This window comes from Janthinobacterium sp. FT14W (genome assembly GCF_009208755.1).
Classification (GTDB): Bacteria; Pseudomonadota; Gammaproteobacteria; order Burkholderiales; family Burkholderiaceae_D; genus Janthinobacterium; species Janthinobacterium violaceinigrum.
The window spans coordinates 382,555-404,188 of sequence record NZ_WFLL01000001.1 but is presented as its reverse complement, the minus strand read 5'-3'; the positions used below and the strand labels follow the sequence as shown (position 1 = coordinate 404,188).

The 21,634-nt window shown below is 63.4% G+C and carries 21 protein-coding genes; 2 read left to right on the top strand and 19 right to left on the bottom strand.

Annotated features, from left to right (window positions below):
• Nucleotides 1-17 precede the first annotated feature (17 nt).
• The 16 genes from paaY to paaA form a co-directional block, all read right to left on the bottom strand.
• On the bottom strand, nt 18-632 hold the full coding sequence (paaY, locus tag GCN74_RS01790) for a phenylacetic acid degradation protein PaaY (RefSeq protein WP_099666450.1): 615 nt from the start codon (nt 630-632) through the stop codon (nt 18-20).
• 88 nt (nt 633-720) lie between these two features.
• Nucleotides 721-1,452 (bottom strand): ABC transporter ATP-binding protein, encoded by a 732-nt coding sequence (locus GCN74_RS01785; RefSeq protein WP_152255056.1) that lies wholly within the window; start codon nt 1,450-1,452, stop codon nt 721-723.
• Nucleotides 1,449-2,204, bottom strand: a complete 756-nt coding sequence (locus tag GCN74_RS01780) for an ABC transporter ATP-binding protein (protein WP_152255055.1) — start codon at nt 2,202-2,204, stop codon at nt 1,449-1,451. Before GCN74_RS01780 ends, GCN74_RS01785 begins: the two co-directional genes overlap by 4 nt.
• A gap of 1 nt (nt 2,205) precedes the next feature.
• A complete protein-coding gene (locus tag GCN74_RS01775) occupies nt 2,206-3,189 on the bottom strand; it encodes a branched-chain amino acid ABC transporter permease (protein WP_152255054.1) in 984 nt (327 codons plus the stop codon).
• Complete coding sequence (locus GCN74_RS01770; RefSeq protein ID WP_152255053.1) at nt 3,186-4,064, bottom strand: branched-chain amino acid ABC transporter permease; 879 nt, start codon at nt 4,062-4,064, stop codon at nt 3,186-3,188. Before GCN74_RS01770 ends, GCN74_RS01775 begins: the two co-directional genes overlap by 4 nt.
• A gap of 84 nt (nt 4,065-4,148) precedes the next feature.
• Nucleotides 4,149-5,300, bottom strand: a complete 1,152-nt coding sequence (locus tag GCN74_RS01765) for an ABC transporter substrate-binding protein (protein WP_152255052.1) — start codon at nt 5,298-5,300, stop codon at nt 4,149-4,151.
• Nucleotides 5,301-5,378: 78 nt separating this feature from the next.
• Nucleotides 5,379-6,584, bottom strand: a complete 1,206-nt coding sequence (gene pcaF, locus GCN74_RS01760) for a 3-oxoadipyl-CoA thiolase (RefSeq protein WP_152255051.1) — start codon at nt 6,582-6,584, stop codon at nt 5,379-5,381.
• 31 nt (nt 6,585-6,615) lie between these two features.
• On the bottom strand, nt 6,616-7,944 hold the full coding sequence (gene paaK / locus GCN74_RS01755; RefSeq protein WP_152255050.1) for a phenylacetate--CoA ligase PaaK: 1,329 nt from the start codon (nt 7,942-7,944) through the stop codon (nt 6,616-6,618).
• A gap of 193 nt (nt 7,945-8,137) precedes the next feature.
• The gene (gene paaI, locus GCN74_RS01750) at nt 8,138-8,563 is read right to left on the bottom strand and encodes a hydroxyphenylacetyl-CoA thioesterase PaaI (protein WP_413541514.1); all 426 of its coding nucleotides are present in this window, start codon (nt 8,561-8,563) and stop codon (nt 8,138-8,140) included.
• Between the two features lie 10 nt (nt 8,564-8,573).
• Nucleotides 8,574-10,142 carry a 3-hydroxyacyl-CoA dehydrogenase PaaH gene (gene paaH, locus GCN74_RS01745; protein WP_152255048.1) on the bottom strand — a complete coding sequence of 523 codons (1,569 nt, stop codon included), beginning with the start codon at nt 10,140-10,142 and terminating at the stop codon, nt 8,574-8,576.
• Nucleotide 10,143: 1 nt separating this feature from the next.
• Nucleotides 10,144-10,935 carry a 2-(1,2-epoxy-1,2-dihydrophenyl)acetyl-CoA isomerase PaaG gene (paaG, locus tag GCN74_RS01740; RefSeq protein WP_152255047.1) on the bottom strand — a complete coding sequence of 264 codons (792 nt, stop codon included), beginning with the start codon at nt 10,933-10,935 and terminating at the stop codon, nt 10,144-10,146.
• 74 nt (nt 10,936-11,009) lie between these two features.
• On the bottom strand, nt 11,010-12,089 hold the full coding sequence (gene paaE / locus GCN74_RS01735; RefSeq protein WP_152255046.1) for a 1,2-phenylacetyl-CoA epoxidase subunit PaaE: 1,080 nt from the start codon (nt 12,087-12,089) through the stop codon (nt 11,010-11,012).
• 39 nt (nt 12,090-12,128) lie between these two features.
• Entirely contained in the window at nt 12,129-12,656 is a 528-nt protein-coding gene (gene paaD / locus GCN74_RS01730; RefSeq protein WP_152255045.1) for a 1,2-phenylacetyl-CoA epoxidase subunit PaaD, read from the bottom strand.
• Nucleotides 12,656-13,408, bottom strand: a complete 753-nt coding sequence (gene paaC, locus GCN74_RS01725; protein WP_152255044.1) for a 1,2-phenylacetyl-CoA epoxidase subunit PaaC — start codon at nt 13,406-13,408, stop codon at nt 12,656-12,658. Before paaC ends, paaD begins: the two co-directional genes overlap by 1 nt.
• Nucleotides 13,409-13,422: 14 nt before the next feature.
• The gene (gene paaB, locus GCN74_RS01720) at nt 13,423-13,707 is read right to left on the bottom strand and encodes a 1,2-phenylacetyl-CoA epoxidase subunit PaaB (protein WP_034746356.1); all 285 of its coding nucleotides are present in this window, start codon (nt 13,705-13,707) and stop codon (nt 13,423-13,425) included.
• Between the two features lie 26 nt (nt 13,708-13,733).
• The gene (paaA, locus tag GCN74_RS01715) at nt 13,734-14,726 is read right to left on the bottom strand and encodes a 1,2-phenylacetyl-CoA epoxidase subunit PaaA (RefSeq protein WP_152255043.1); all 993 of its coding nucleotides are present in this window, start codon (nt 14,724-14,726) and stop codon (nt 13,734-13,736) included.
• A gap of 268 nt (nt 14,727-14,994) precedes the next feature.
• On the opposite strand from paaA, the gene paaX reads away from it, so the two are divergent.
• Nucleotides 14,995-15,924, top strand: coding sequence for a phenylacetic acid degradation operon negative regulatory protein PaaX (paaX, locus tag GCN74_RS01710; protein WP_152255042.1), 930 nt, complete (start codon nt 14,995-14,997; stop codon nt 15,922-15,924).
• 124 nt (nt 15,925-16,048) lie between these two features.
• Here the strand turns inward: paaX and GCN74_RS01705 are convergent, their stop codons facing one another.
• The gene (locus tag GCN74_RS01705) at nt 16,049-16,300 is read right to left on the bottom strand and encodes a hypothetical protein (RefSeq protein WP_152255041.1); all 252 of its coding nucleotides are present in this window, start codon (nt 16,298-16,300) and stop codon (nt 16,049-16,051) included.
• Between the two features lie 141 nt (nt 16,301-16,441).
• On the opposite strand from GCN74_RS01705, the gene GCN74_RS01700 reads away from it, so the two are divergent.
• Nucleotides 16,442-17,566 (top strand): M14-type cytosolic carboxypeptidase, encoded by a 1,125-nt coding sequence (locus GCN74_RS01700; protein WP_152255040.1) that lies wholly within the window; start codon nt 16,442-16,444, stop codon nt 17,564-17,566.
• A gap of 58 nt (nt 17,567-17,624) precedes the next feature.
• On the opposite strand, the gene GCN74_RS01695 is transcribed toward GCN74_RS01700, so the two are convergent.
• Together GCN74_RS01695 and GCN74_RS01690 are read right to left on the bottom strand one after the other, a co-directional pair.
• Nucleotides 17,625-18,932 (bottom strand): aminotransferase class V-fold PLP-dependent enzyme, encoded by a 1,308-nt coding sequence (locus GCN74_RS01695; RefSeq protein ID WP_152255039.1) that lies wholly within the window; start codon nt 18,930-18,932, stop codon nt 17,625-17,627.
• A gap of 11 nt (nt 18,933-18,943) precedes the next feature.
• Nucleotides 18,944-21,355: a TonB-dependent receptor plug domain-containing protein gene (locus GCN74_RS01690; RefSeq protein WP_193316927.1), complete on the bottom strand. Its 2,412-nt coding sequence runs from the start codon at nt 21,353-21,355 to the stop codon at nt 18,944-18,946.
• Between the last annotated feature and the right edge of the window lie 279 nt (nt 21,356-21,634).

Genomic DNA, 21,634 nt, shown 5'->3' with positions numbered 1-21,634 from the left:
CCTGCGCCCATGCTGGCTTACTGCGCTGCTGCGTTCTTGTGCAGGTGCAGCGGCAAGGCCGATTCGAAATTCAGGCGCTGGCGGTTCGCCTCGACTTCCGTCAGGGCTTCCACTTCGCGCATCGTGTGCATGGAGCGCACGGCCAGTTCGTGGTACTGGCCCGTGCCCGAGCTTTTCCATTTGATTTCATCGTCGGTGAGCGCGCGCATCACCTTGGCCGGCGTGCCCACCACCATGCTGCGCGGCGCGACGATCATGCCCGCCTTGACGAAACTCATGGCCGCGACGATGGACTCCTCGCCGATGATGGCATTGTCCATCACCACCGCGTTCATGCCGACGAGCGCGTTGCGGCCGATGCGGCAGCCGTGCAGCACGGCGCCGTGGCCGATATGGCCGTCGACTTCGACCACCGTGTCGCAGCCGGGAAAACCGTGCATGACGCAGGTGTCCTGCAGGTTCGCGCCCTCTTCCAGGATCAGGCGGCCGAAGTCGCCGCGGATCGAGGCCAGCGGGCCGATATAGCAGCGCGGGCCGACGATCACGTCGCCGATCAGCACGGCCGACGGGTGCACGTAGGCGCTGGGGTGGACGACGGGGGTAACGCCGTTGATTTCGTAGACTTTGACCATACTCACTCTCCAATACAAATGCCGCGAAATCTATTTCTAGACGCAGCGTAGAGCTGGGGTCAGACCCGACGGGTCTGCCCCCTGATTTTTACATGCCGAGATAAGCGCTCTGCACCTGCTCGTTATGCAGCAATTCGGGCCCGGGGCCGGACAGCGTGATGGCGCCCGTCTCGATCACATAGCCCACGTCGGCGATCGACAGCGCCGCATGCGCGTTCTGCTCGACGAGGAAGATGGTGATGCCCTGGTCGCGCAACTCGGCCACGATGCGGAAGATTTCCGCGATCAGCAAGGGCGCCAGGCCCATGCTCGGCTCATCGAGCAGCAGCAGTTGCGGGCGGCCCATCAGCGCGCGCGCCATGGCCAGCATCTGCTGCTGCCCGCCGGAGAGCGTCCCGGCCAGCAGCAGGCGCTTTTCCTTCAGGATCGGGAACAGGCCGTACATGCGCTCCATGTCGCCCGCCACGTCCTGCGCAGGACGCGTGAAGGCGCCCAGGCGCAGATTGTCTTCCACCGTCATGGGGCCGAACACTTGCCGCCCTTCCGGCACCTGGCAAATGCCGCTGCGCACGCGCTTGTCCGCGCTCATGCGGCTCACGTCCTGGCCGGCGAAGGCGATGCTGCCGGCGCTGATCGGCTGCACGCCGGAGATGGCACGCAGCAGGGTCGTCTTGCCGGCGCCATTGGCGCCCACCAGCGCCACCAGCTGGCCCTGGCGCACCTGCAGGTCGATGCCGTGCAGGGCCTGGATGCGGCCGTAATGGCTGGTCAGTCCCTGGATGTCGAGCACCAGCGGCGATTGAGGTTGTTCCATCATCATGCGGCCACTCCCAGATACGCAGCCACCACGTCGGGATTGGCGCGCACTTCGGCGGCAGTCCCTTCGGCCAGCTTCTTGCCATAGTCGAGCACCAGGATATGGTCCGACAGATTCATCACCAGTTTCATGTCATGCTCGACCAGCACCACCGTCACGCCCGACTGCGCCACCTTGCGGATCAAGGCTTCGATTTCGCCCGTTTCCGTGTGGTTCAGGCCTGCCGCCGGTTCATCGAGCAGCAGCACCTTCGGCTTGGCCGCCAGCGCGCGGGCGATTTCCAGGCGTTTCAAGGCGCCGTACGACATCTGCCCCGCTTCGTCATCGATATGCCGGCCCACGCCGACAAACTCCATCAGGTCCGCCGCCTCGTCGCGGCAAGCCGCATCGGCGCGGCGCACGGACGGCAAACGTAGCATGGAAGCAAACAGGTTCTGGTTCAGGCGCAGGTGCGCGCCCACCATCACGTTGTCGATGGCCGTCATGTTCATGCACACCTGCAGGTTCTGGAAGGTGCGGCTCATGCCGCGCCGCGCCAGCGCATCGGGCGGCATGGCAGCCACGTTTTCGTCATGGAGCAGGATCTCGCCTTTGGTGGGCGTGTACACGCCCGTGATCAGGTTGAACAGGGTCGTCTTGCCGGCGCCGTTCGGGCCGATCACGGAATGGATATTACCTTCCTTGACGGTAAAGCTCACGTCCTGCACCGCGTGCACGCCGCCAAAACTCTTGCTCAGATTGTTAATCGTCAGCATGTCACACCTCCTGCGCGGATTTGACGGGCGCCTTGGGTGTGGCAGCCCGCTTGCGCGAACGGCTGGCCAGGCTGGGCACCAGGCCCTTGGGCATGAAGATCATGGTCGCCATCAGGATCACGCCAAACACCACCGTTTCCCAGCCTTCAAAACTGGACAGCAGTTGCGGCAGGATCGTCAGCAGGGCCGCACCGATGATGGAGCCGAAGATCGACGCCATGCCGCCCACCACCACCATCGTCACCAGCTCGATCGAGTGGAAGAAGCCGGCCAGGTTGGGCGTGATGAAACCGATATAGTGGGCGCTGATGCTGCCCGCGATGCTGGCGATGACGGCCGACAGCACGAACACGCGCACCTTGAAGCGGGTCGTGTCGACGCCCACCACGCGGGCTGCCACTTCCGAGCCGTGGATGGCCTGCAGCGCGCGGCCGACGGGCGAATCGATCAGGTTCAGGGCCAGCCAGGTGACCAGCAACAGCAGCACGGCACACACCAGGTACCACGATTTCTCGCCGGCGATTTCCAGGCCGGCCACCGTGAGGGCGGACACGCCGATGCCGTCCGGGCCACCCGTCCACTGCGTCTCGTTGTTGATGACGATGGAAATGATGATGCCCAGGCCCAGGGTCGCCATGGCCAGGGTATGGCCCTTGAGTTTCAGCACGGGGCGCGCCAGCAGCAGCGCCAGCAGGCCGGTGGCGACGGCGCCCGCCGCCAGCGCGGCCAGGGGCGGCCAGCCATAGTGGGTGGTCAGCACGGCCGACGCATACGCGCCCAGGCCATAGAAACCGGCATGACCGAGGCTGATCTGGCCCGTATAGCCCATCAACAGGTTCAGGCCGATGACGACGATGGCGTTCAGGGCGATGCGGATCGCCACGTCATAGTAGAACGCATTGCTGAGGAACAGGGGCAGGATGGCCAGCACCAGGGCCAGCACCAGCAAGCCGCCGTGGCGCGAGCGTGTGAAAAAGTTGGTCATACTCGCTCCGAATTTTTAGCGCCAAACAAGCCTTGCGGCAGGAAGAACAGGATCAGCAGGATCAGCACGAAAGGCACGGCGTCCTTGTAGGCCGATGAAATGTAACCGGCCGTCATGGCTTCGGCGATGCCCAGGATCAGGCCACCGGCAATGGCGCCAGCGCCGCCGCCCAGGCCACCGAGGACGGCGGCGACGAAGCCTTTCAGGCCCAGCATGATGCCCGCGTCATACGAGGTATACGTGATCGGCGCGACGAGGATGCCGCCCGCCGCGCCCAGCAGGGCCGACAGGCCGAACGAAAACAGCAGCACCTTGCGCGTATTGATGCCCACCAGTTGCGCGGCCAGCTTGTTGTGCGAGGTCGCCAGCATGGCCTTGCCCATCAGGGTGCGGCCAAAGAACCATCCCAGCACCAGCACGATGACGACCGTCACGCCCAGCACCCACAGGCTTTGCGGCAGCAGGCTGGCGCCCAGGAATTCGATCGGCGCTTCGCCGGAAAAGGCCGGCAGCGCATGCGTATCCTTGCCCAGCCAGATTTGCACCAGGCCGCGCAGCACCAGCGAAGCGCCGATGGTGATGATCAAGAGGGTGATGACCTGCGCGTTTTGCGCCGGTTCGATCACGGTCTTTTCCATCAGCAGGCCAACGATACCGGTGGCGATGACGGCCAGGATGATGGCCAGCGGCAGCGGCACGCCGGCGGCGGACATCACGGCGGCCAGCATCCCGCCCAGCATGATGAACTCGCCCTGGGCGAAGTTGATCACGCCGCTGGTGTTGTAGATGATGGTAAAGCCCAGCGCCGCCAGCGCATAGGCGGAACCGACCGTCATCCCGGAATACAGAAATTGTAGAAATTGAGCGACTTCCATGGTGTCTCCATTATGTTCGGCTGCGCGCGGGCCGCCGTCGAGGGCAACCCGCGCGGGTACTTCCGGCTTACCTTGTTTCGAACATCATTTCGACAATTGCCATTCGCCGTTCTTCACTTCGACCATGCGGAAAGCCGACAGGTCCAGGCCCATGTGGTCCTTGGCCGACATGTTGAAGACACCGGTCGTTCCCACGAAGCCCTTGGTCTGTTCCAGCGCCGTGCGCACTTTTTCGCGGTCCGTGCCGCCGGCGCGCTTGATGGCGTCGACCGACAGGTTCAGGGCGTCGAGCGCATAGCCGCCAAAAGTCGACGGGTCGATCTTGTAGCGGTCCTTGTACGTCTTGTCGTAGCCGACGACGACGGCTTTTTGCGCGTCGCTGTCGGGCAGCATGGCGCCGATCAGCAGGGCCGGCGTTGGCAGGCGCACGCCTTCGGCGGCCTTGCCCGACAGCTTCAGGTACTCGTCCGACGCCACGCCATGCGACTGGTACAGCGGCAGCGCTGACATGCCCAGCTGGCCGTAGTTCTTGGTCACCACGGCCGGGCCCTGGCCCAGGCCAAAGACGAAGACGGCTTGCACGCCGCTTGTATTCTTGATGCGGGTCAGCTGCGCCGTGATGTCCGTGTCTTTCGGGCCGTAGGTTTCATCGGCCACCAGGGTGATGCCGTATTTCGAAGCGACGATCTGCGATTCCTTGCGGCCCGAGGCGCCGAAGCCGCTCGTTTCCGACAACAGTCCCACCTTGCTGATGCCGCGCTTCTTCATGTCCTCGAATACCTTCTCGGCCGCCATGCGGTCCGTATGCGGCGTCTTGAACACCCATTTCTTCACCGGATCGATGATCACCACGGCGCCTGCCAGCGAAATGAAGGGCATGCCGGCACGATCCACCAGCGGCGCCATCGCCATCGTTGCACCGGTGGTGGTGCCGCCGATCAGCACGTCGACCTTGTCCGACTCGATCAGGCGCTTGGTAAAACCGTTGGCCTTGGCCGCATCGCTGCCGTCATCGTAGTGCACCAGTTCCAGCTTGCGCCCCAGGACGCCGCCGGCCGCGTTGATCTTCTCGATATACAGCTGCAGGGTTTTCAGCTCAGGGTCGCCCAGGAAGGCGGCAGGACCCGTGACGGACAGCACGGAGCCGATCTTGATGTTATCGGCCGCATACGCGCCCGCAGCGGACATGGCCAGCACGCCGGCGATCAGGGTTTTCTTGAAGATATTGGCAATCATTGTGGTCTCCACCAGGTTGGCACTACGGTCTATGTATGGTTGGCGCTTTTTTACCAGCCTGCGCCTTTTTTTACTTTTTTATACGCGTTCAATCACTACAGCAATACCCTGCCCCACGCCGATGCACATGGTGCACAAAGCATAGCGTCCGCCCGTGAGTTCGAGCTGGTTCAGGGCGGCCATCACCAGGCGCGCACCCGATGCGCCCAGCGGATGGCCGATGGCGATGGCGCCGCCATTCGGGTTCACGTGCGCGGCATCGTCCGCCAGGCCCAGGTCGCGCGTGACGGCCAGCGCCTGCGCGGCAAACGCCTCATTGAGTTCGATGACGTCCATCTGCTCGATGGTCAGACCCGTCTGCGCCAGCACCTTGCGCGAGGCGGGCGAAGGACCGAAGCCCATGATGCGCGGCGCCAGGCCAGCCGTGGCCATGCCCAGCACTTTTGCGCGGGCCGTCAATTTGTACTTGTCGACGGCGGCGGCGGACGCCAGCAGAATGGCGCAGGCGCCGTCGTTCAAGCCCGAGGCATTGCCGGCCGTGACGGTGCCGTCCGCCTTGACCACGCCCTTGAGCTTTGCCAGCATTTCCAGCGAGGTGTCGGGACGCGGATGTTCGTCGGCGCTGACCATCTTCGGATCGCCCTTTTTTTGCGGCACGGCGACGGGCACGATCTCGCGCTCGAACACGCCGGCCGCGTGGGCGGCGGCCCAGCGCTGCTGGCTGCGCAGGGCCAGCGCATCCTGGTCGGCGCGGCTGATGCCAAATTCCACGGCTACGTTTTCCGCCGTTTCCGGCATGGTGTCGATGCCGTACTGCGCCTTCATCTTGCCGTTCACGAAGCGCCAGCCCAGGGTCGTGTCCTCGATTTTCGCCGCGCGCGAGAACGCGCTGTCGGCCTTGCCCATCACGAACGGCGCGCGCGTCATGCTTTCCACGCCGCCGGCGATGATCAATTCCGCCTCGCCCGCCTTGATGGAGCGGGCCGCCATACCGACGGCATCGAGGCTGGAGCCGCACAGGCGGTTGATGGTATTGGCGGGCACAGCGGCCGGCAAGCCGGCCAGCAGCGCGGCCATGCGGCCCACGTTGCGGTTGTCTTCGCCCGCCTGGTTGGCGCAGCCGTAAAACACGTCGTCGATGGCCGACCAGTCGACGGACGGGTTGCGGGCGATCAGCGCGGCAATCGGCAGCGCACCCAGGTCATCGGCGCGCACGCTCGACAGCGCGCCGCCATAGCGGCCAAAGGGAGTGCGCACGGCGTCACAAATAAAGGCTTCGTTCATGGTCTATCCTGCTTGATCGATGTAGGGAAAATTAGGAGAAAATCTTCGGGCGCTGGTCGACCACGCGGCGGGCCTTGCCCGTCAGCGTGCGTTCGATGCCGGCGGCGGCCACCAGGCGCACGCGCGTGCTCACGCCCACATGCGTCTTGATGCGGTGCTCCAGCTCGCGCGCCAGAGCGTCCGTCTCGCTGGCCGAGATGATGGCCGTGAGGTCGACGCGCAGCTCGGCGATCACTTCCAGCTTGTCGAGGTGGCCGTCGCGCGTGACCACCAGCTGGTATTGCGGCGCCAGCTTCGGCATTTTCAGGATCAGCTCTTCGATCTGCGTGGGGAAGACGTTCACGCCGCGGATGATCAGCATGTCGTCCGAGCGGCCCGTGATCTTGCCGATGCGGCGCATCGAGCGCGATGTCGGCGGCAGCAGGCGGGTCAGGTCGCGCGTGCGGTAGCGGATGATGGGCAGCGCCTCTTTCGACAGAGAGGTGAATACCAGCTCGCCCTCTGCGCCGTCCGGCAGCACTTCGCCCGTTTCCGGATCGATGATCTCCGGGTAAAAATGGTCTTCCCAGATGACGGGACCGTCCTTGCTCTCGATGCATTCGGACGCCACGCCCGGGCCCATCACTTCGGACAGGCCGTAGATGTCGACGGCGTCGATGCCGGCGCGCGCTTCGATTTCGGAGCGCATGGCGTCCGTCCACGGCTCGGCGCCGAAGATGCCCACCTTCAGCGACGATTCAGCCGGATCAAGCCCCTGGCGCGTGAATTCCTCGATGATGTTGAGCATGTACGACGGCGTGACCATGATGATCGATGGCTTGAAATCCTGGATCAGCTGCACCTGCTTTTCCGTCTGTCCGCCGGACATGGGAATGACCGTGCAACCGAGGCGTTCGGCGCCGTAGTGCGCGCCCAGGCCGCCCGTGAACAGGCCGTAGCCATAGGAGATGTGCACCATGTCGCCCGCGCGGCCGCCGCCGGCGCGGATCGAGCGCGCCACCACGTTGGCCCAGGTATCGATATCGTTCTGCGTATAGCCGACCACCGTGGCCTTGCCCGTCGTGCCGCTGGAAGCGTGGATGCGCACCACCTGCTCGCGTGGCACGGCAAACAGGCCGAACGGGTAATTGTCGCGCAGGACTCTTTTATCGGTGAACGGGAATTTCGACAGGTCGGCCAGCGACTTCAGGTCGTCCGGATGCACGCCCGCCGCATCAAAGGCGGCGCGGTAATGGGGCACGTTGTCATACGCGTGCTTGAGCGTCCATTTCATGCGTTCGAGCTGCAGCGCCTGCAGTTCATCCTTGCTGGCGCGTTCGATCGGCTCCAGGTCATTCGGGGAAGGCGTACGTTGGACCATTTCTGTCTCCTTTAGTAACGCCTGACCAAACCTGCTGCGCGTCGTGATTGGCGGCCTGCGATGCTCGCTGTGCGACAGCACAGTTCCGCTTCCCGGCCACAACTCACTTCCGCTCGCGACGGTTTTGTCGAGGCGTTTTTAATCTTAAAAAAATCTACAACCATTCCGGCAGTTCAAGCCTGCTCTTGTACCTTCAACCGCCAATGACTTCACCCGACACGCGGATCGATTTGCCGCGGAAGAGCGCGATGGCGCGTCCTTCCTGGTTGCTGACCTTGACGTCGTAGACGCCGCTCTTGCCCGCCAGTGCCTGCTCGACGGCGTGCGCCGTCAGCACGTCGCCTTCGCGGCCCGGCGCCAGGTAATCGATGGTGCAGCCGGCGCCCACGGTGTTCAGGTTGTAGCTGTTGCAGGCAAACGCGAAGGCGCTGTCGGCCAGGGCAAAGATAAAACCGCCATGGCAGGTCTGGTGGCCATTGAGCATGTCGGCGCGCACCTTCATGGTCATGCGCGCATGGCCCGGTCCCACTTCCACCAGGGCGATGCCCATGGCGGCGGTGGCGTTATCGCGCGACAGCATGGAGGCGGCCGCCGCTTCGGCCAGGGCTTGTGCAGTCATGTTGTGATCTTCATTCGGCATGAAACGAGGCTCCAGTAGCAAGTTTGCGGCGCAGCAGCGGCGAGACGCGGTAACGGTCCTCCCCATAGCCCTGCGCCAGTTGGTGCAGCACGGTGACGATGTGCTGGACGCCTACCGCATCGGCCCAGGCCAGCGGTCCGCGCGGATAATTGACGCCCTTCTGCATGGCGATATCGGCGGCAGCCGCCGTGCATACGCCCTGGTTGACGGCGTCGGCTGCCTCGTTGGCCAGCATGGCCACCGTACGCATGACGGCCAGGCCAGGCACGTCGTCCAGGCGCGTGACGATGAAACCGGCTGCCTGGAACAGGCCGACGACGGCCGCGTAGGCGGCGTCGCTGCACTGGTCGGCACGGGCCACGGCGATGCGCCGGGCATTGGCGTAATCGAGCGCCAGGTCGAACAGCACCGTGTCCGGATGCTGGTTGTCGTGCGCGCGCTGGGTGGCGCTGCGCCCGTCGGTCAGGTAGATCGCGGCGCCGTTGCAATGCAGGGCCGGCGCCTCGTCATGCGCCTGGCCTTCCTGCGTCACGCGGCGGCTGACCGCGATGCCCGCTTGCTCCAGGCGCTGCACCAGGCTGCGGATGATGCCGCTGTGGCCACGGCCATCGCCGCCGATGGCCGCCGACAGGGCGACGAATTCCGGCTTGGGCTGCGCGCCTTCCGCCTGCGCCACGGGAGCGGGTGCGCCTTCGCCGTACTGGTAAAAGCCACGGCCCGATTTGCGGCCCAGGAAACCGGCGTTGACCATTTCCTGCTGCAGCACGGACGGCGTGAAGCGCGGGTCGCTGAAATAGGCGCCGAACACTGACTGCGTGACGGAGAAATTGACATCGTGGCCGATCAGGTCCATCAATTCGAATGGGCCCATGCGGAAACCGCCCGCCTCGCGCAGCACGGCGTCGATGGTGGCCGGGTCGCCTGCCTGCTCGCTCAACAAACGCCAGCCTTCCGCGTAAAACGGACGGGCGACCCGGTTGACGATGAAGCCCGGCGTCGATTTCGCGTGCACGGGGTTCTTGCCCCAGGCGACAGACGTGTCGTACACGGTGGCGGCCACTTGCTCGCTGGTGGCCAGGCCACTGATCACTTCCACCAGCGCCATCAGGGGCACGGGATTAAAGAAGTGCATGCCGACCAGGCGTTCCGGGCGGCGCAGCCTGGCGGCGATGGCCGTGACGGAAATCGACGAGGTGTTCGTCGCCAGGATGCAGTCGTCATCGACCAAGGCTTCGAGTTCGGCGAACAGGCCGCGCTTGACGTCGAGGTTTTCCACGATGGCTTCCACCACCAGGGCCGCGTTGCTCACATCGGCCAGGCTGCCGGCCGCCTGCAGGCGCGCCGTGGCGGCCGTGGCTTCGTCTGCCGTCATGCGGCCCTTTTCAGCCAGCTTCGCATACATCTTGCCGATATCAAGCAAAGCCTTGCTGACGGCTTCCGCCCGCGTGTCGTACAGTTTGACCGTGTAGCCGGCAGCCGCGGCCACCTGCGCGATGCCGGCACCCATGGCGCCGCTGCCGATGACGGCGACGATACTGTTGTTGTCCAGAGCGGCCATATCAATGTCCCTTGAATTGCGGCGCACGCTTTTCCATGAAGGCGGCCACGCCTTCGCGGTAATCGTCGCTGTTACCGAGATCGCTCATCATGCGCGCTTCCAGCGCCAGCTGCTGCGGCAGGGTATTGGCGCCGCTGGCGGCCAGCGCCTGCTTGGTGTAGGCCAGGCCCTTGGTCGGCGCGGTAGAGAAGTGCACGGCCAGCTTGCGCGTTTCCTCGGCCAGCTGGGCATCCTCGACGCATTTCCAGATCAGGCCCCAGTCTTCCGCTTTTTCGGCCGTCAGTTTTTCGCCCAGCATGGCCAGACCCATGGCGCGCGCGGAACCGATCAGGCGCGGCAGGAAGAAGGTGCCGCCCGTGTCCGGAATCAGGCCCAGCTTGCAGAACACTTCGACAAAGCTGGCCGACTTGCCGGCGATGACGATGTCGCACGCCAGCGCCAGGTTGGCGCCCGCGCCGGCAGCCACGCCATTGACGGCGCAGATCACGGGCATCGGCAGCGCTTTCAGGGCCAGCACCAGCGGCGCATAGTTCTTTTCCACGGATTCGCCCAGGTCCACGCCCTTCGAGCCCGGTTCCACGGCGCGGTCGGACAGGTCCTGGCCCGCGCAAAAGCTGCGGCCTGCCCCCGTCAGCACGAACACGCGTACGGAGCTGTCGGCATTGACTTTCGCAATCGCGTCGCGCACTTCCTCGTGCATGGCTTGCGTAAAGCTATTGAGCTTGTCGGGACGGTTCAGGGTCAGCGTGGCGATGCCCTGCTCGATGGTGAAGAGGATGTTTTGGTAGGTCATGGCGTCTCGCTATTTTTATTTATTGGCCCGCAACGGAAATCTGGGGTCAGACCCGGCGGGTCTGACCCCGGCTTTTATTCTGCCTGATCGAAATCGACCACGACCTTGTCGGTCAATGGAAAACTCTGGCAGCTGAGGACGAAGCCGCGCGCCACTTCGTAATCCTCCAGCGCGTAGTTGACGTCCATTTCGACCTTGCCGTCGAGGATCTTGCAGCGGCAGGTCGAGCATACGCCGCCCTTGCACGAGTAGCGCATGTCGATGCCCTGCCGCAGGCCCGCGTCGAGGATGGATTCCTTGTCCTTGTCCATCGTGAAGGTGGTGTGGTTGCCGTCCAGGATGACGGTCACTTCCGTTTCCTGCACGGCATCGGCGGCCAGCTGGGCGCGCGGCTTGTGGGCGTTTTTCGGGATGCTGGCGGCGAACAGCTCGATCTTGATATTCTGCTTGGGCATGCCGGCTGCCTGCAGGGCCGCGGAGACGCCCAGCATCATGTCTTCCGGGCCGCAAATGAAGGCGTTGTCATAGTCTTCGATCTTGATCCAGTGCTGCAGGAACTGCTCGCATTTTTCCTGCGTGATGCGGCCGTTGAACAGTTCGATGTCCTGCTGCTCGCGGCTCATCACGTAGACCAGGTTCAAACGCTCCAGGTACACGTCCTTCAAGTCCGTCAATTCTTCCTTGAAGATGACGGACGACGAGGCGCGGTTGCCGTAGAACAGAGTGAAGCGGCTCAGGGGTTCCGTCAGCAGGGTCGTCTTGATGATGGAGAGGATGGGCGTGATGCCGCTGCCGGCCGCAAACGCCAGGTAGTGCTTGCGGTTGACGCAGTCGAGCGGCACGTTGAAGTGGCCCATGGGCGGCATCACCTCGATGGTGGCGCCGGCTTTCAAGGTGTCGTTCGCCCAGGTGGAAAAGGCGCCGCCCGGCGTGCGCTTGATGGCCACGCGCAGGGTGCCGTCCTGCACCGCCGAACAGATGGAATACGAGCGGCGCACGTCTTCCGCATTGATATGGGCGCGCAAGGTCAGGTGCTGGCCCTGCTGGAAGCGGAACTGCTGCTGCAGTTCGGCCGGCACGTCGAACGTGACGGCGATGGTGTCGCGCGTTTCATTGCGCACGTTCGCCACGCACAGCGGATAAAATTTACTCATGCTTCATCTCCAGTTTCTTCGGAACGTGTGCCTGATTTTTTAGTGGCACTTGAAGTAGTCAAACGGTTCGCGGCAAGCCAGGCATTTGTACAGCGCCTTGCACGGCGTGGAGCCGAACTGGCTGGTCAGCTGCGTATGCGTGGAACCGCAGTTCGGGCAGATCACCTCCAGTTTCGGCATGGTCTGGCGCTTGACGCCGCCACGCAAACCGCTGATGTCGATCACCTGCTGCTGCGGCGGGGCGATGCCATAGCCTTTCAGCTTGGCCTTGCCCGTCTCGCTCATCCAGTCCGTGGTCCAAGCGGGCGCCAGCTGGTTCACCAGCGTCACCTTCGCTACGCCATGGCTGCGCAGGGCATCCGTGACGGCGTCGGCGATCACCTGCATGGCCGGACAGCCCGAATACGTGGGCGTGATCGTCACGGTGCAGGCGTCGTCGCCGGTGACTTCGACGGCGCGCACGATGCCCAGATCCACCACCGAAATGACGGGGATTTCCGGGTCCGGCACGTCGCCCAGCCAGGCCCATACCTGGGCGGCGTCCAGCGCTGCCGCGGCCGTGTTCATTACCACTCCGCCCCGGGATAGGCGCGCTGCAGGAACTGCATCTCGGCCAGGATAAAACCCAGGTGTTCCGTGTGCGTGCCCTGCTTGCCGCCTTTTTGCATCCAGGCGTCGGGCGCCGGCATGACCAGCGTCGCTTCGGCGAAGATCTCGGCCACGTGTTCGAGGAAAGCCTGGCGCAGGATGTCCGATGGCGGCGCGATGCCGGCAGCGACCATGGCCTGGTCAACGGCGTCGTACCGGAACATCTCGCCCGTGTACATCCACAGCTTGTCGGCGGCGGCCTGCGTTTTCGCATGGCTTTCCGCCGTGCCGTCGCCGAGGCGCACGATCAGGTCACCGCTGCGGCGCAAATGATAGGTCACTTCCTTGATCGATTTTTGCGCCACCTCGACGATGCGCGCATCCGCCGATTTCGCCAGTTCCAGCAGCTGAAAGTAGTGCCAGCTGTCGAAGAAGAACTGGCGCATCATGGTGTCGGCGTAATTGCCGTTCGGCTGTTCGACCAGCAGGCAATTCTTGAAATCGTGGGCATCGCGCAGGAAGGCGATGTCGTCTTCGTCGCGGCCCGCGTTTTCCAGTTCGGCCGCATAGCTGAACCACAAGCGCGTCTGGCCCAGCAGGTCCAGCGCCACGTTGGTCAGCGCCATGTCCTCTTCCAGCGCGGGACCCTTGCCGCACAGCTGCGACAGCTGCTGGCTGAGGATCAGGGCGTTGTCGCCCAGGCGCAGCAAGTAGTTAACCTTGTCATCCATTGCCGGCGCTCCCATCACAGGTTCTTGACTTCTTCCGGCATCGGGAAGAAGGTGGGATGGCGGTACACCTTGCTGTTCGATGGTTCGAACAGGGCGCCCTTGTCGCCGGGGCTGCTGGCGACGATATCGGCTGCGCGCACTACCCAGATGCTCACGCCTTCATTGCGGCGCGTATAGACGTCGCGCGCATGGTTGACCGCCATGGTGGCGTCGGAAGCGTGCAGGCTGCCCACATGCTTGTGCGCCAGGCCGTGCTGGCTGCGGATGAAAACTTCCCACAAAGGCCATTCTTTGCTCATGTTGCTATCCCCTTTTATAGATGTTTTCAGGCTGCCGCTTTTTCGTTCGCGGCTTGCTTGTCTGCGTAGGCGACCAGGGCATCGCGGAACCATGCACCGTCTTCATACGCTGTCACGCGCGTCTGCAGGCGTTCGCGGTTGCACGGGCCATTGCCCTTCAGGACATTGTTGAACTCGGACCAGTCGATCTCGCCGAATTCATAGTGGCCCGTTTCCGCGTTGAACTTCAGGTCGGGATCGGGCACGGTCAGGCCCAGGTATTCGATTTGCGGCACGGTCTGGTCGACCATGCGCTGGCGCAGTTCATCGTTCGAGAACAGCTTGATGCGCCATTGCGCCGACTGGGCGCTGTTGACGGAAGCGGCGTCCGATGGACCGAACATCATCAGCGACGGCCACCACCAGCGGTTCAAGGCATCCTGCGCCATGGCTTTCTGCGCCGGGGTGCCCTTGCACAGCGACATCATGATGTCGTAGCCCTGGCGCGCATGAAACGATTCTTCCTTGCAGACGCGGATCATGGCGCGCGCATACGGTCCGTACGAGCAGCGGCACAGGGGGATCTGGTTGATGATGGCGGAACCGTCGACCAGCCAGCCGATGGCGCCCATGTCGGCCCACGACAGCGTGGGATAGTTGAAGATGCTGGAATACTTGGCTTTGCCCGAGTGCAAGGCGGCCAGCAAGTCGTCGCGCGACACGCCCAGGGTTTCCGCGGCACTGTACAGGTACAAGCCGTGACCGGCTTCGTCCTGGATCTTGGCCAGCAGGATCGACTTGCGTTTCAGGGTGGGGGCGCGCGTGACCCAGTTACCTTCGGGCAACTGGCCGACGATTTCCGAGTGCGCGTGCTGCGAAATCTGGCGGATCAGGGTCTTGCGGTAAGCGTCCGGCATCCAGTCCTTGGCCTCGATCTTGATGCCTTCGTCGATGCGGGCCTGGAAAGCGCGCTCCTCTTGCCCCATGTCATCGATGGAACGGACGTTTTTGAGGCCGGTTTCAACCATTTGTGCGTACATGATCTGTCTCCCATGTCTTTGATTTTGCGCAGCAACGCGGTGCGATGAACAGATAATACGATACAAAAATCGATTTGCATACACTTGATTTGAGTCATTTTAAAAAATCGTATCTTGTGCAGCTTTTTTGTGCGTATGATATTGCTTATGAGAAAACACGACGGCAGCGCCACCAGCGCCTCCGGCAAATTATTGACGCGCTACCCGCGCAGCCAAGTAAACTGCTGCTTTTATTGAATCGACCGCAACACGGCCAGACCGGAACCACATGAAGAACACCCGCTGCACGGCATGGATAGCCGATTTCCTGGAACGCGACCCGCCGCGCTCGAAGTCCCTGGTAATGACCATCTTTGGCGACGCCATCGTGCCGCGGGGGGGCGCCATCTGGCTGGGCAGCCTGATCGAACTGCTGGCGCCATTCGGCGTAAACGACCGCCTGTTGCGCACCAGCGTGTTCCGCCTGGCGCAGGAAGGCTGGCTCAGCTCGCAGCGCGACGGCCGCCGCAGCGCCTATACGATACGCCCGGAGGCGCTGGCCCGCTTCGAGCGCGCCTACCGCCGCATCTATGCGCCACTGGTCGTGCACTGGGATGGCAGCTGGACCCTGGTGATCGGGCCGGCCGGCAGCATCGGCGCCGCCGAGCGGGGGGCGCTGCGCAAGGAATTATTATGGGCCGGCTATGGCTTGATCTCGCCGGGCATCTTTGGCCATCCAGCCAGCAATACGGAGGCGCTGGAAGATATCCTGGTGCGCAACGAGGTGCAGGGCAAGCTGTATGTCTGCCACACCACGGAATTGCCGGGTGTCAGCACGCGCCCCCTGCGCGACATGGTGGGCGAATGCTGGGATCTGTCGGAAGTGATGGCCGGCTACCAGAAATTCATCGCCAGCTTCCAGCCGCTGCTGACCCTGCTGCAGGAAGAGCCCGTGTTCGATGCGGAACAGGCGTTCGTCATCCGCTCGCTGCTGACGCACGCCTACCGCCGCGTGCAGTTGCACGATCCGCAATTGCCCGTCGAACTGCTGCCCGAACCGTGGCCCGGCACGCAGGCGTATGCGCTGGCGCGCGACCTGTACCGCATCACGTATGCGGCCGCCGAGGAACATATCCTGGCCACCTTGCGGCGCGAAGATGAACAGGCGCCCGATGTGGAGCCGTGGTTTTTTGAACGTTTCGGTGGACTTGATACATGAACCCGACGGCCCGGTAGCGGGGGCGCCTCTCTCGGAATCGGAATACGCTCCATTGCTCCCTATTCCCCTGAGGGTCCGCCCCCGGCCCTGGCGTTTGGGGCGCAAATATCAAACCCGCCTCAAGCTACTGCTTCGCCACCTGCTTGGCTCCTGCCAATAAGTCCTGTCCCAGCTTTTCCAGCGCATTGGCCTGCACCAGCATGGTATCGAGAATGGCCATATTGAAGGTGAATTCGGCCGGCGTCGTATAGCCGGGAAAACGTATGATGCGCAGCAATTCCTGCAAGGTCGTGCCCTTGCCCAGGTGCGCCAGGGCGTCACTGAGGGCGCTGATTTTCTTTTCCAGATCGCGTATGTGCTTGCCGTTGTCGTCCATGATGATCTCCCCGTGTTGGAGCTATCACGTTAGCAAAGCGTGTCCGTCATCGTTTGCGCCAGCACAAAGGCTGCCGCAAAACAGGTATCATCGCGCCATTGCACACGATGCAAAACCCATACGTTTTTATCAGGAACACTCATGACCATTAAAATCAGCCAGCAATTCGACGCCGGCGCGATCGAGGTGCTGCGCGCCGACGATGCCCAATCCATCGAGCTGAACATCCGCAAGGATTCCCACGCCGACATCACGCAGTGGTTTTACTTCCGCCTGCAAGGCGCGCAAGGCGAGGCGTGCACGATCCGCTTCCTGAACGCAGGCAAGTCGGCCTACCCGGACGGCTGGAAAGACTACCAGGCCGTGGCCAGCTACGACCGCGAAACGTGGTTCCGCGTACCCACCAGCTTTGACGGTACGGTGATGACCATCGAACATACGCCGGAAGAGGAAAGCGTGTACTACGCGTATTTCGAGCCGTACCCATGGGACCGCCACCTGGCCCTGATCGACAGCGCGCAAGCGTCGCCGCTGGTACGCTTGATCGACCTGGGCAGCACCGTGGAAGGCCGCGACATGAATCTGCTGGTGGTCGGCGACGCCGATGCCGAAAAGAAAGTCTGGGTCATCGCGCGCCAGCATCCCGGTGAAACGATGGCGGAATGGTTTGTCGAAGGCATGCTGGAAGCCTTGCTGGACCAGGCCAACCCGTTTGCCCGCCAGTGCCTGCAGGACGCCGTTTTCTACGTGGTGCCGAACATGAACCCGGACGGTTCCGTGCATGGCAACCTGCGCACCAACGCGGCCGGCGCCAACCTGAACCGCGAATGGATGACGCCAACGATGGAACGCAGCCCGGAAGTATTCCTGGTGAAACAGAAAATGCATGAAATCGGCTGCGACCTGTTCCTCGACGTGCATGGCGACGAAGGCTTGCCGTACGTATTCGTGGCCGGCAGCGATGCGCTGGAAAATTTCACGCCAGCACAAAAGGCCCAGCAAGACCGCTTCATCGCCGACTTCAAGGTGGCCAGCCCCGACTTCCAGGATGAGCACGGCTATGAAGACGGCCCGTTCACGCCGGAAGTGCTGACCATGGGTTCGCCCCACATCACCCACGCTTTCGGCTGCCTGTCGCTGACCCTGGAACTGCCGTTCAAGGACAACGCCAACGATCCCGATCCGCAAACGGGCTGGAGCGGCGCCCGCAGCGCCGCCCTGGGCGCGGCAGTACTGCAGCCTATCCTGGCGACCCTGCGCGCCTAAGCACAGCAGCACCTGCAGTCACGCGGCCCGCCCCTTGCAGGCGGGCCGCGCTTTTCTCTCAGCCCTTGGCCACCTTGCGCAAGGCTTCCACCAGCCGCTCCAGATGCGACTCGGGCGTAAAGATGCCCGGCGTGACGCGCACGCACGCGCCACTGGCAAGGCCGTCGCGCGGCACGGCAAAGATGCCGTGTTCCTGTACCAGCTTTTTCGACAGCGCATAGCTGTCGGCCACGCTCGTCCTGCCCTTCAGGCGGAACGAGGCGATGGCGCTCGTCAGGCGCGGGTCGGCTGACGCCAGCACCTCGATGCCATCGATGGCGCGTGCCGCCTCCACCCAGCGGTTGCGCAGCAGCCGCAGCCGCGCCTGCTTGTTGGCCACGCCGATCTGCGCGTGCAAGTCCAGCGCCGCCGGCAGACTCAGGTAGGCGGCAAAATTGACCGTGCCCGTATGCACGCGGGTACGGATATCGTCGCCCGCCTTTTCTCCCAAATAGGGGTCGATATCGGCCACCCTGCCCCGCTTGATGTAGGCAGCGCCCACGCCGACGGGCGCGCCTATCCATTTATGCAGGTTGATGCCGGCAAAATCCGCCTGCAGGTCAGGAATCGTCATGTCCAGCTGGCCAAAGCCATGCGCCGTATCGACGATGACGTCGATGCCCCGCGCGCGTGCCAAACGGCTGATCTCGGCCACGGGCAAGACCATGCCGTTGCGGTGATTGACGTGCGTGAGCAGCATCAGTTTCAAGGTCGGATGGCGTTCCATGGCAGCAACATAGGCGGCAACGACGTTGTCATGCGTAAACGGTTCCGGCATGGCAATCGACACGACCTGGGCGCCGCGCCGCTGCTGCAGCCAGCGCGTGACGGTGATCATATTGTCGTAATCGATATCCGCGTACAACACCGCATCGCCCGGCTGCAGGCGGTTGTAGCCGGCGATCAGGACTTGCAGCGCTTCCGTGGCGCCGCGCGTGAGCACGATTTCATCGAGCCCCACGCCCAGCGCCCTGGCTGCCGCCGCGCGGGCCGCTTCGAAGTCGGCGGGAAAGCGCATGCGCGCATACCAGGCATTGTCGCGGTTGACCATGGCCAGCTGCTGCTCGTAATGGCGCAACACGGGCCTGGCCATCGAACCCCAGAAGGCGTTGTCGAGCTGCACGATGGCATCGGTCGTGTCGTATTGCGCAGCCACGGCTTGCCAGTACGCCTGATTGCCGGCCAGGGCATCCGGCGTGGTGCCGGCCGGCACCGGCGGCAAGGGCGGAGGCAGGGCGGCAGACGCAGCCGATGCTGCGCCCGCAGCCATGGGCAGCGCTGCCGCCAGCGAACCCGCGCGCAACAGGGCGCGGCGTTGTGGATTCATCGTCATCTCCCTTAAAATTTCACTTTGTACTCGACGTACAGGTTACGCCCGTCCGTGTCATACGGCGCATTGCGCGAATAGATCAGACCGCGGCTGGCCTGGAAGGTTGCCTCGTCAGGATACTTGTCCAGCACGTTGTCGATCCCCACGCGCACGGACTGCTTGTCGTTGATCTTGTAGCTGGCCGCCAGGTCCAGGAATTGCATGGCGCCAAAACGCTGGAAGATGTCGCCCGTGGCGTTGCCCGAATTGTCCGTCCACGCGCCGTAATAGCGCACGCGGGCCATGGTGTTCCAGTTGCCCAGGTCATAGTTGCCGCTGATGGTGGCTTTCTGGCGCGGCAGGCGCTCCTCGAACACCTGGCGCTGGGCCGGATTGGTCACCAGGCTGGACTTGCCGCCATCGACCTTGGTGGTGTTGTAGTTGTAGGCCAGGGTCAGGTTCAGCTTGCCGTCGCCGACGCGGCTCAGGTGGCTGCCCACGATATCGATGCCGCGCGTGGTGGTGTCGAAGTCGTTGGTGAAATAGCTGACGGAGGTGTAGCGCAGCGGATTGGCCACGCCGGCCGGCACGGCAAACGAGGCGGACGTGCTGAAGCGGTCGCTGACCTTGATGTCATACACGTCGACGGAACCGGAAAAGCCGGCCGGCGTCTTCCACGTAAAGCCCAGGGACAGGTTTTTCGATTTTTCCGGCTTCAGCGCCTGCGCGCCGAGCAGGATGGCCAGCGGATCGTTATTGGCCAGGCGGCCGCTGGTAAACAACAGCAGGGTCTTGGTGTCGAGTCCCTGGTTTGTGCTGTTGGTATTCGACTGGCCCGGCGTTGGCGCACGGAAACCGGTCGAGTAGGAGCCGCGCAGGGCCAGGTCGTCACTGAGCGCATAGCGGGCCGACAACTTGCCGTTGACGGTGCTGCCAAATTCCGAGAAATGCTCGTAGCGGGCCGCGCCGCCCAGGCTCAGCGCCTTGCTGACGGGCACTTCCACGTCCAGGTAGGCAGCATAGCTGTCCTGCCCCCAGCTGCCCGCCTGGCGATCGCTGAAGCCTGGCGCGCCGTTCGCGTTCGCATCGAGGCCGATGGCTGCGCCCGGCCCCACCGTCCAGGACGCCACATCGCCCGCCTTCACGCCATAGGTTTCGTTGCGCGCTTCCGCGCCAAACGCGATGTTCAGCGGTTGCGGCAGCGATGCCACGGGCAATTCATAATTAAAGTTGGCGTTGAGGATTTTTTCTACCTGCGACAACTGCCCCAGGTAGAACGACGTCGGGCTGCTCGGCCCCATCGACGCATTGATGGAATTGGCCAGGCGATAGTCGATGCGGTTGCGGCCGTAGGAAGCGCTCACATCCCAGCCGAAGCGGTCGTTGAAGTGACCGCGCACGCCCGCCACCAGCTGCAAATCGTCCTGGTCGTTCGAATAGCTGGGGCTGAAACCGAGCGGGTACAGGCTGCGCAAGTCCCAGCCGGGGAACAGGCTGCTGGTCTTGTACGCGCCCGTGCTGGTGTCGGGATTGCGCCAGTTGAAGTCCGAGGTGCCGTCGCTGCGGCTGAACAGGCCGAAGCCGTACAGCTCCGTCGTCTCGGACAGGGCCATGCTGGCGTTGAAGCCGATGCGCTTGCTGTCGAGTTCAGGCTGGCCCCAGCGCTGCACGGGATTCGGCACCTTCAGTTCCGGATGCGCATTCTGGAAAGCAATCGCGTCCGCCCGCTGGCGCGTGCGCGACGTGGGATCGGACTTGGCCAGCGCGCCGAAAATCGTCGCCTTGCCCGTCTCGCCAAAGGCAAAACCCGTCTTCAGGTTCAACTCATTGCCCTTGCCGTCGCCTTCCGCATATTGCGAATGGTGCACGGAGACCTCCGTGCCGGGCGTGTCGTCGAGAATGATGTTGATCACGCCGGCAATCGCATCGGAACCGTACTGGGCGGAAGCGCCGTCGCGCAGCACTTCGATGCGCTTGATGGCGGACACGGGAATCTGCGCCAGGTCCGGCGCCTGCGCGCCGCGCGCGCCGAGCAAGGCGCTGCGGTGGAAACGCTTGCCATTGACCAGCACCAGGGTCTGGTCCGGCGACAGGCCGCGCAGAGTAGCGGGACGCACGAACACTTGCCCGTCAGCCATCGGCAGACGCTGCACCACATATGACGGCACGAGTTGCGCCAGCACATCGTTCAAGTCCGACGATTCGACGGCGCCGATATCTTCGCGGTTGAACACGTCGACGGGCGCCATGGTATCGAACTGCGTGCGGTTGCTGCCACGCGTGCCCGTGACGATCACGGCTTGCGGGGCTTCAATGGCGTCGCTGGCGGAAGCTGGGGCAGCGGGTGCATCGCCACTGGCTTGGGCCTGATTGGCAAACAGGGCGTTCATGGCACACAACAGGGCCACCGCGCGGGCGATGCGGGTACGGGAGTAGGTCATGGAGAGAGTTACTATGCAGGTTGGATCAACAACTACGCGTCACGGCAAGACTCGTATCTTGCATGAAATATCACGAAGTTCGGCTTACTTACATTAAAAGCATCTAATTGCGCAGATAACGTCAGATGGCGACATCATACGAAGGCAATGTTTCATCCGTATGACGCGCTGATCACTGCTGGCAAATCACCGCATGCACGGTGCCACAGCGGCTGCCAGGCAACCTTGGCTTGCGTCGAACGCACGCACGCAGGCGCATGGCACCGGTATTCGGAGGAG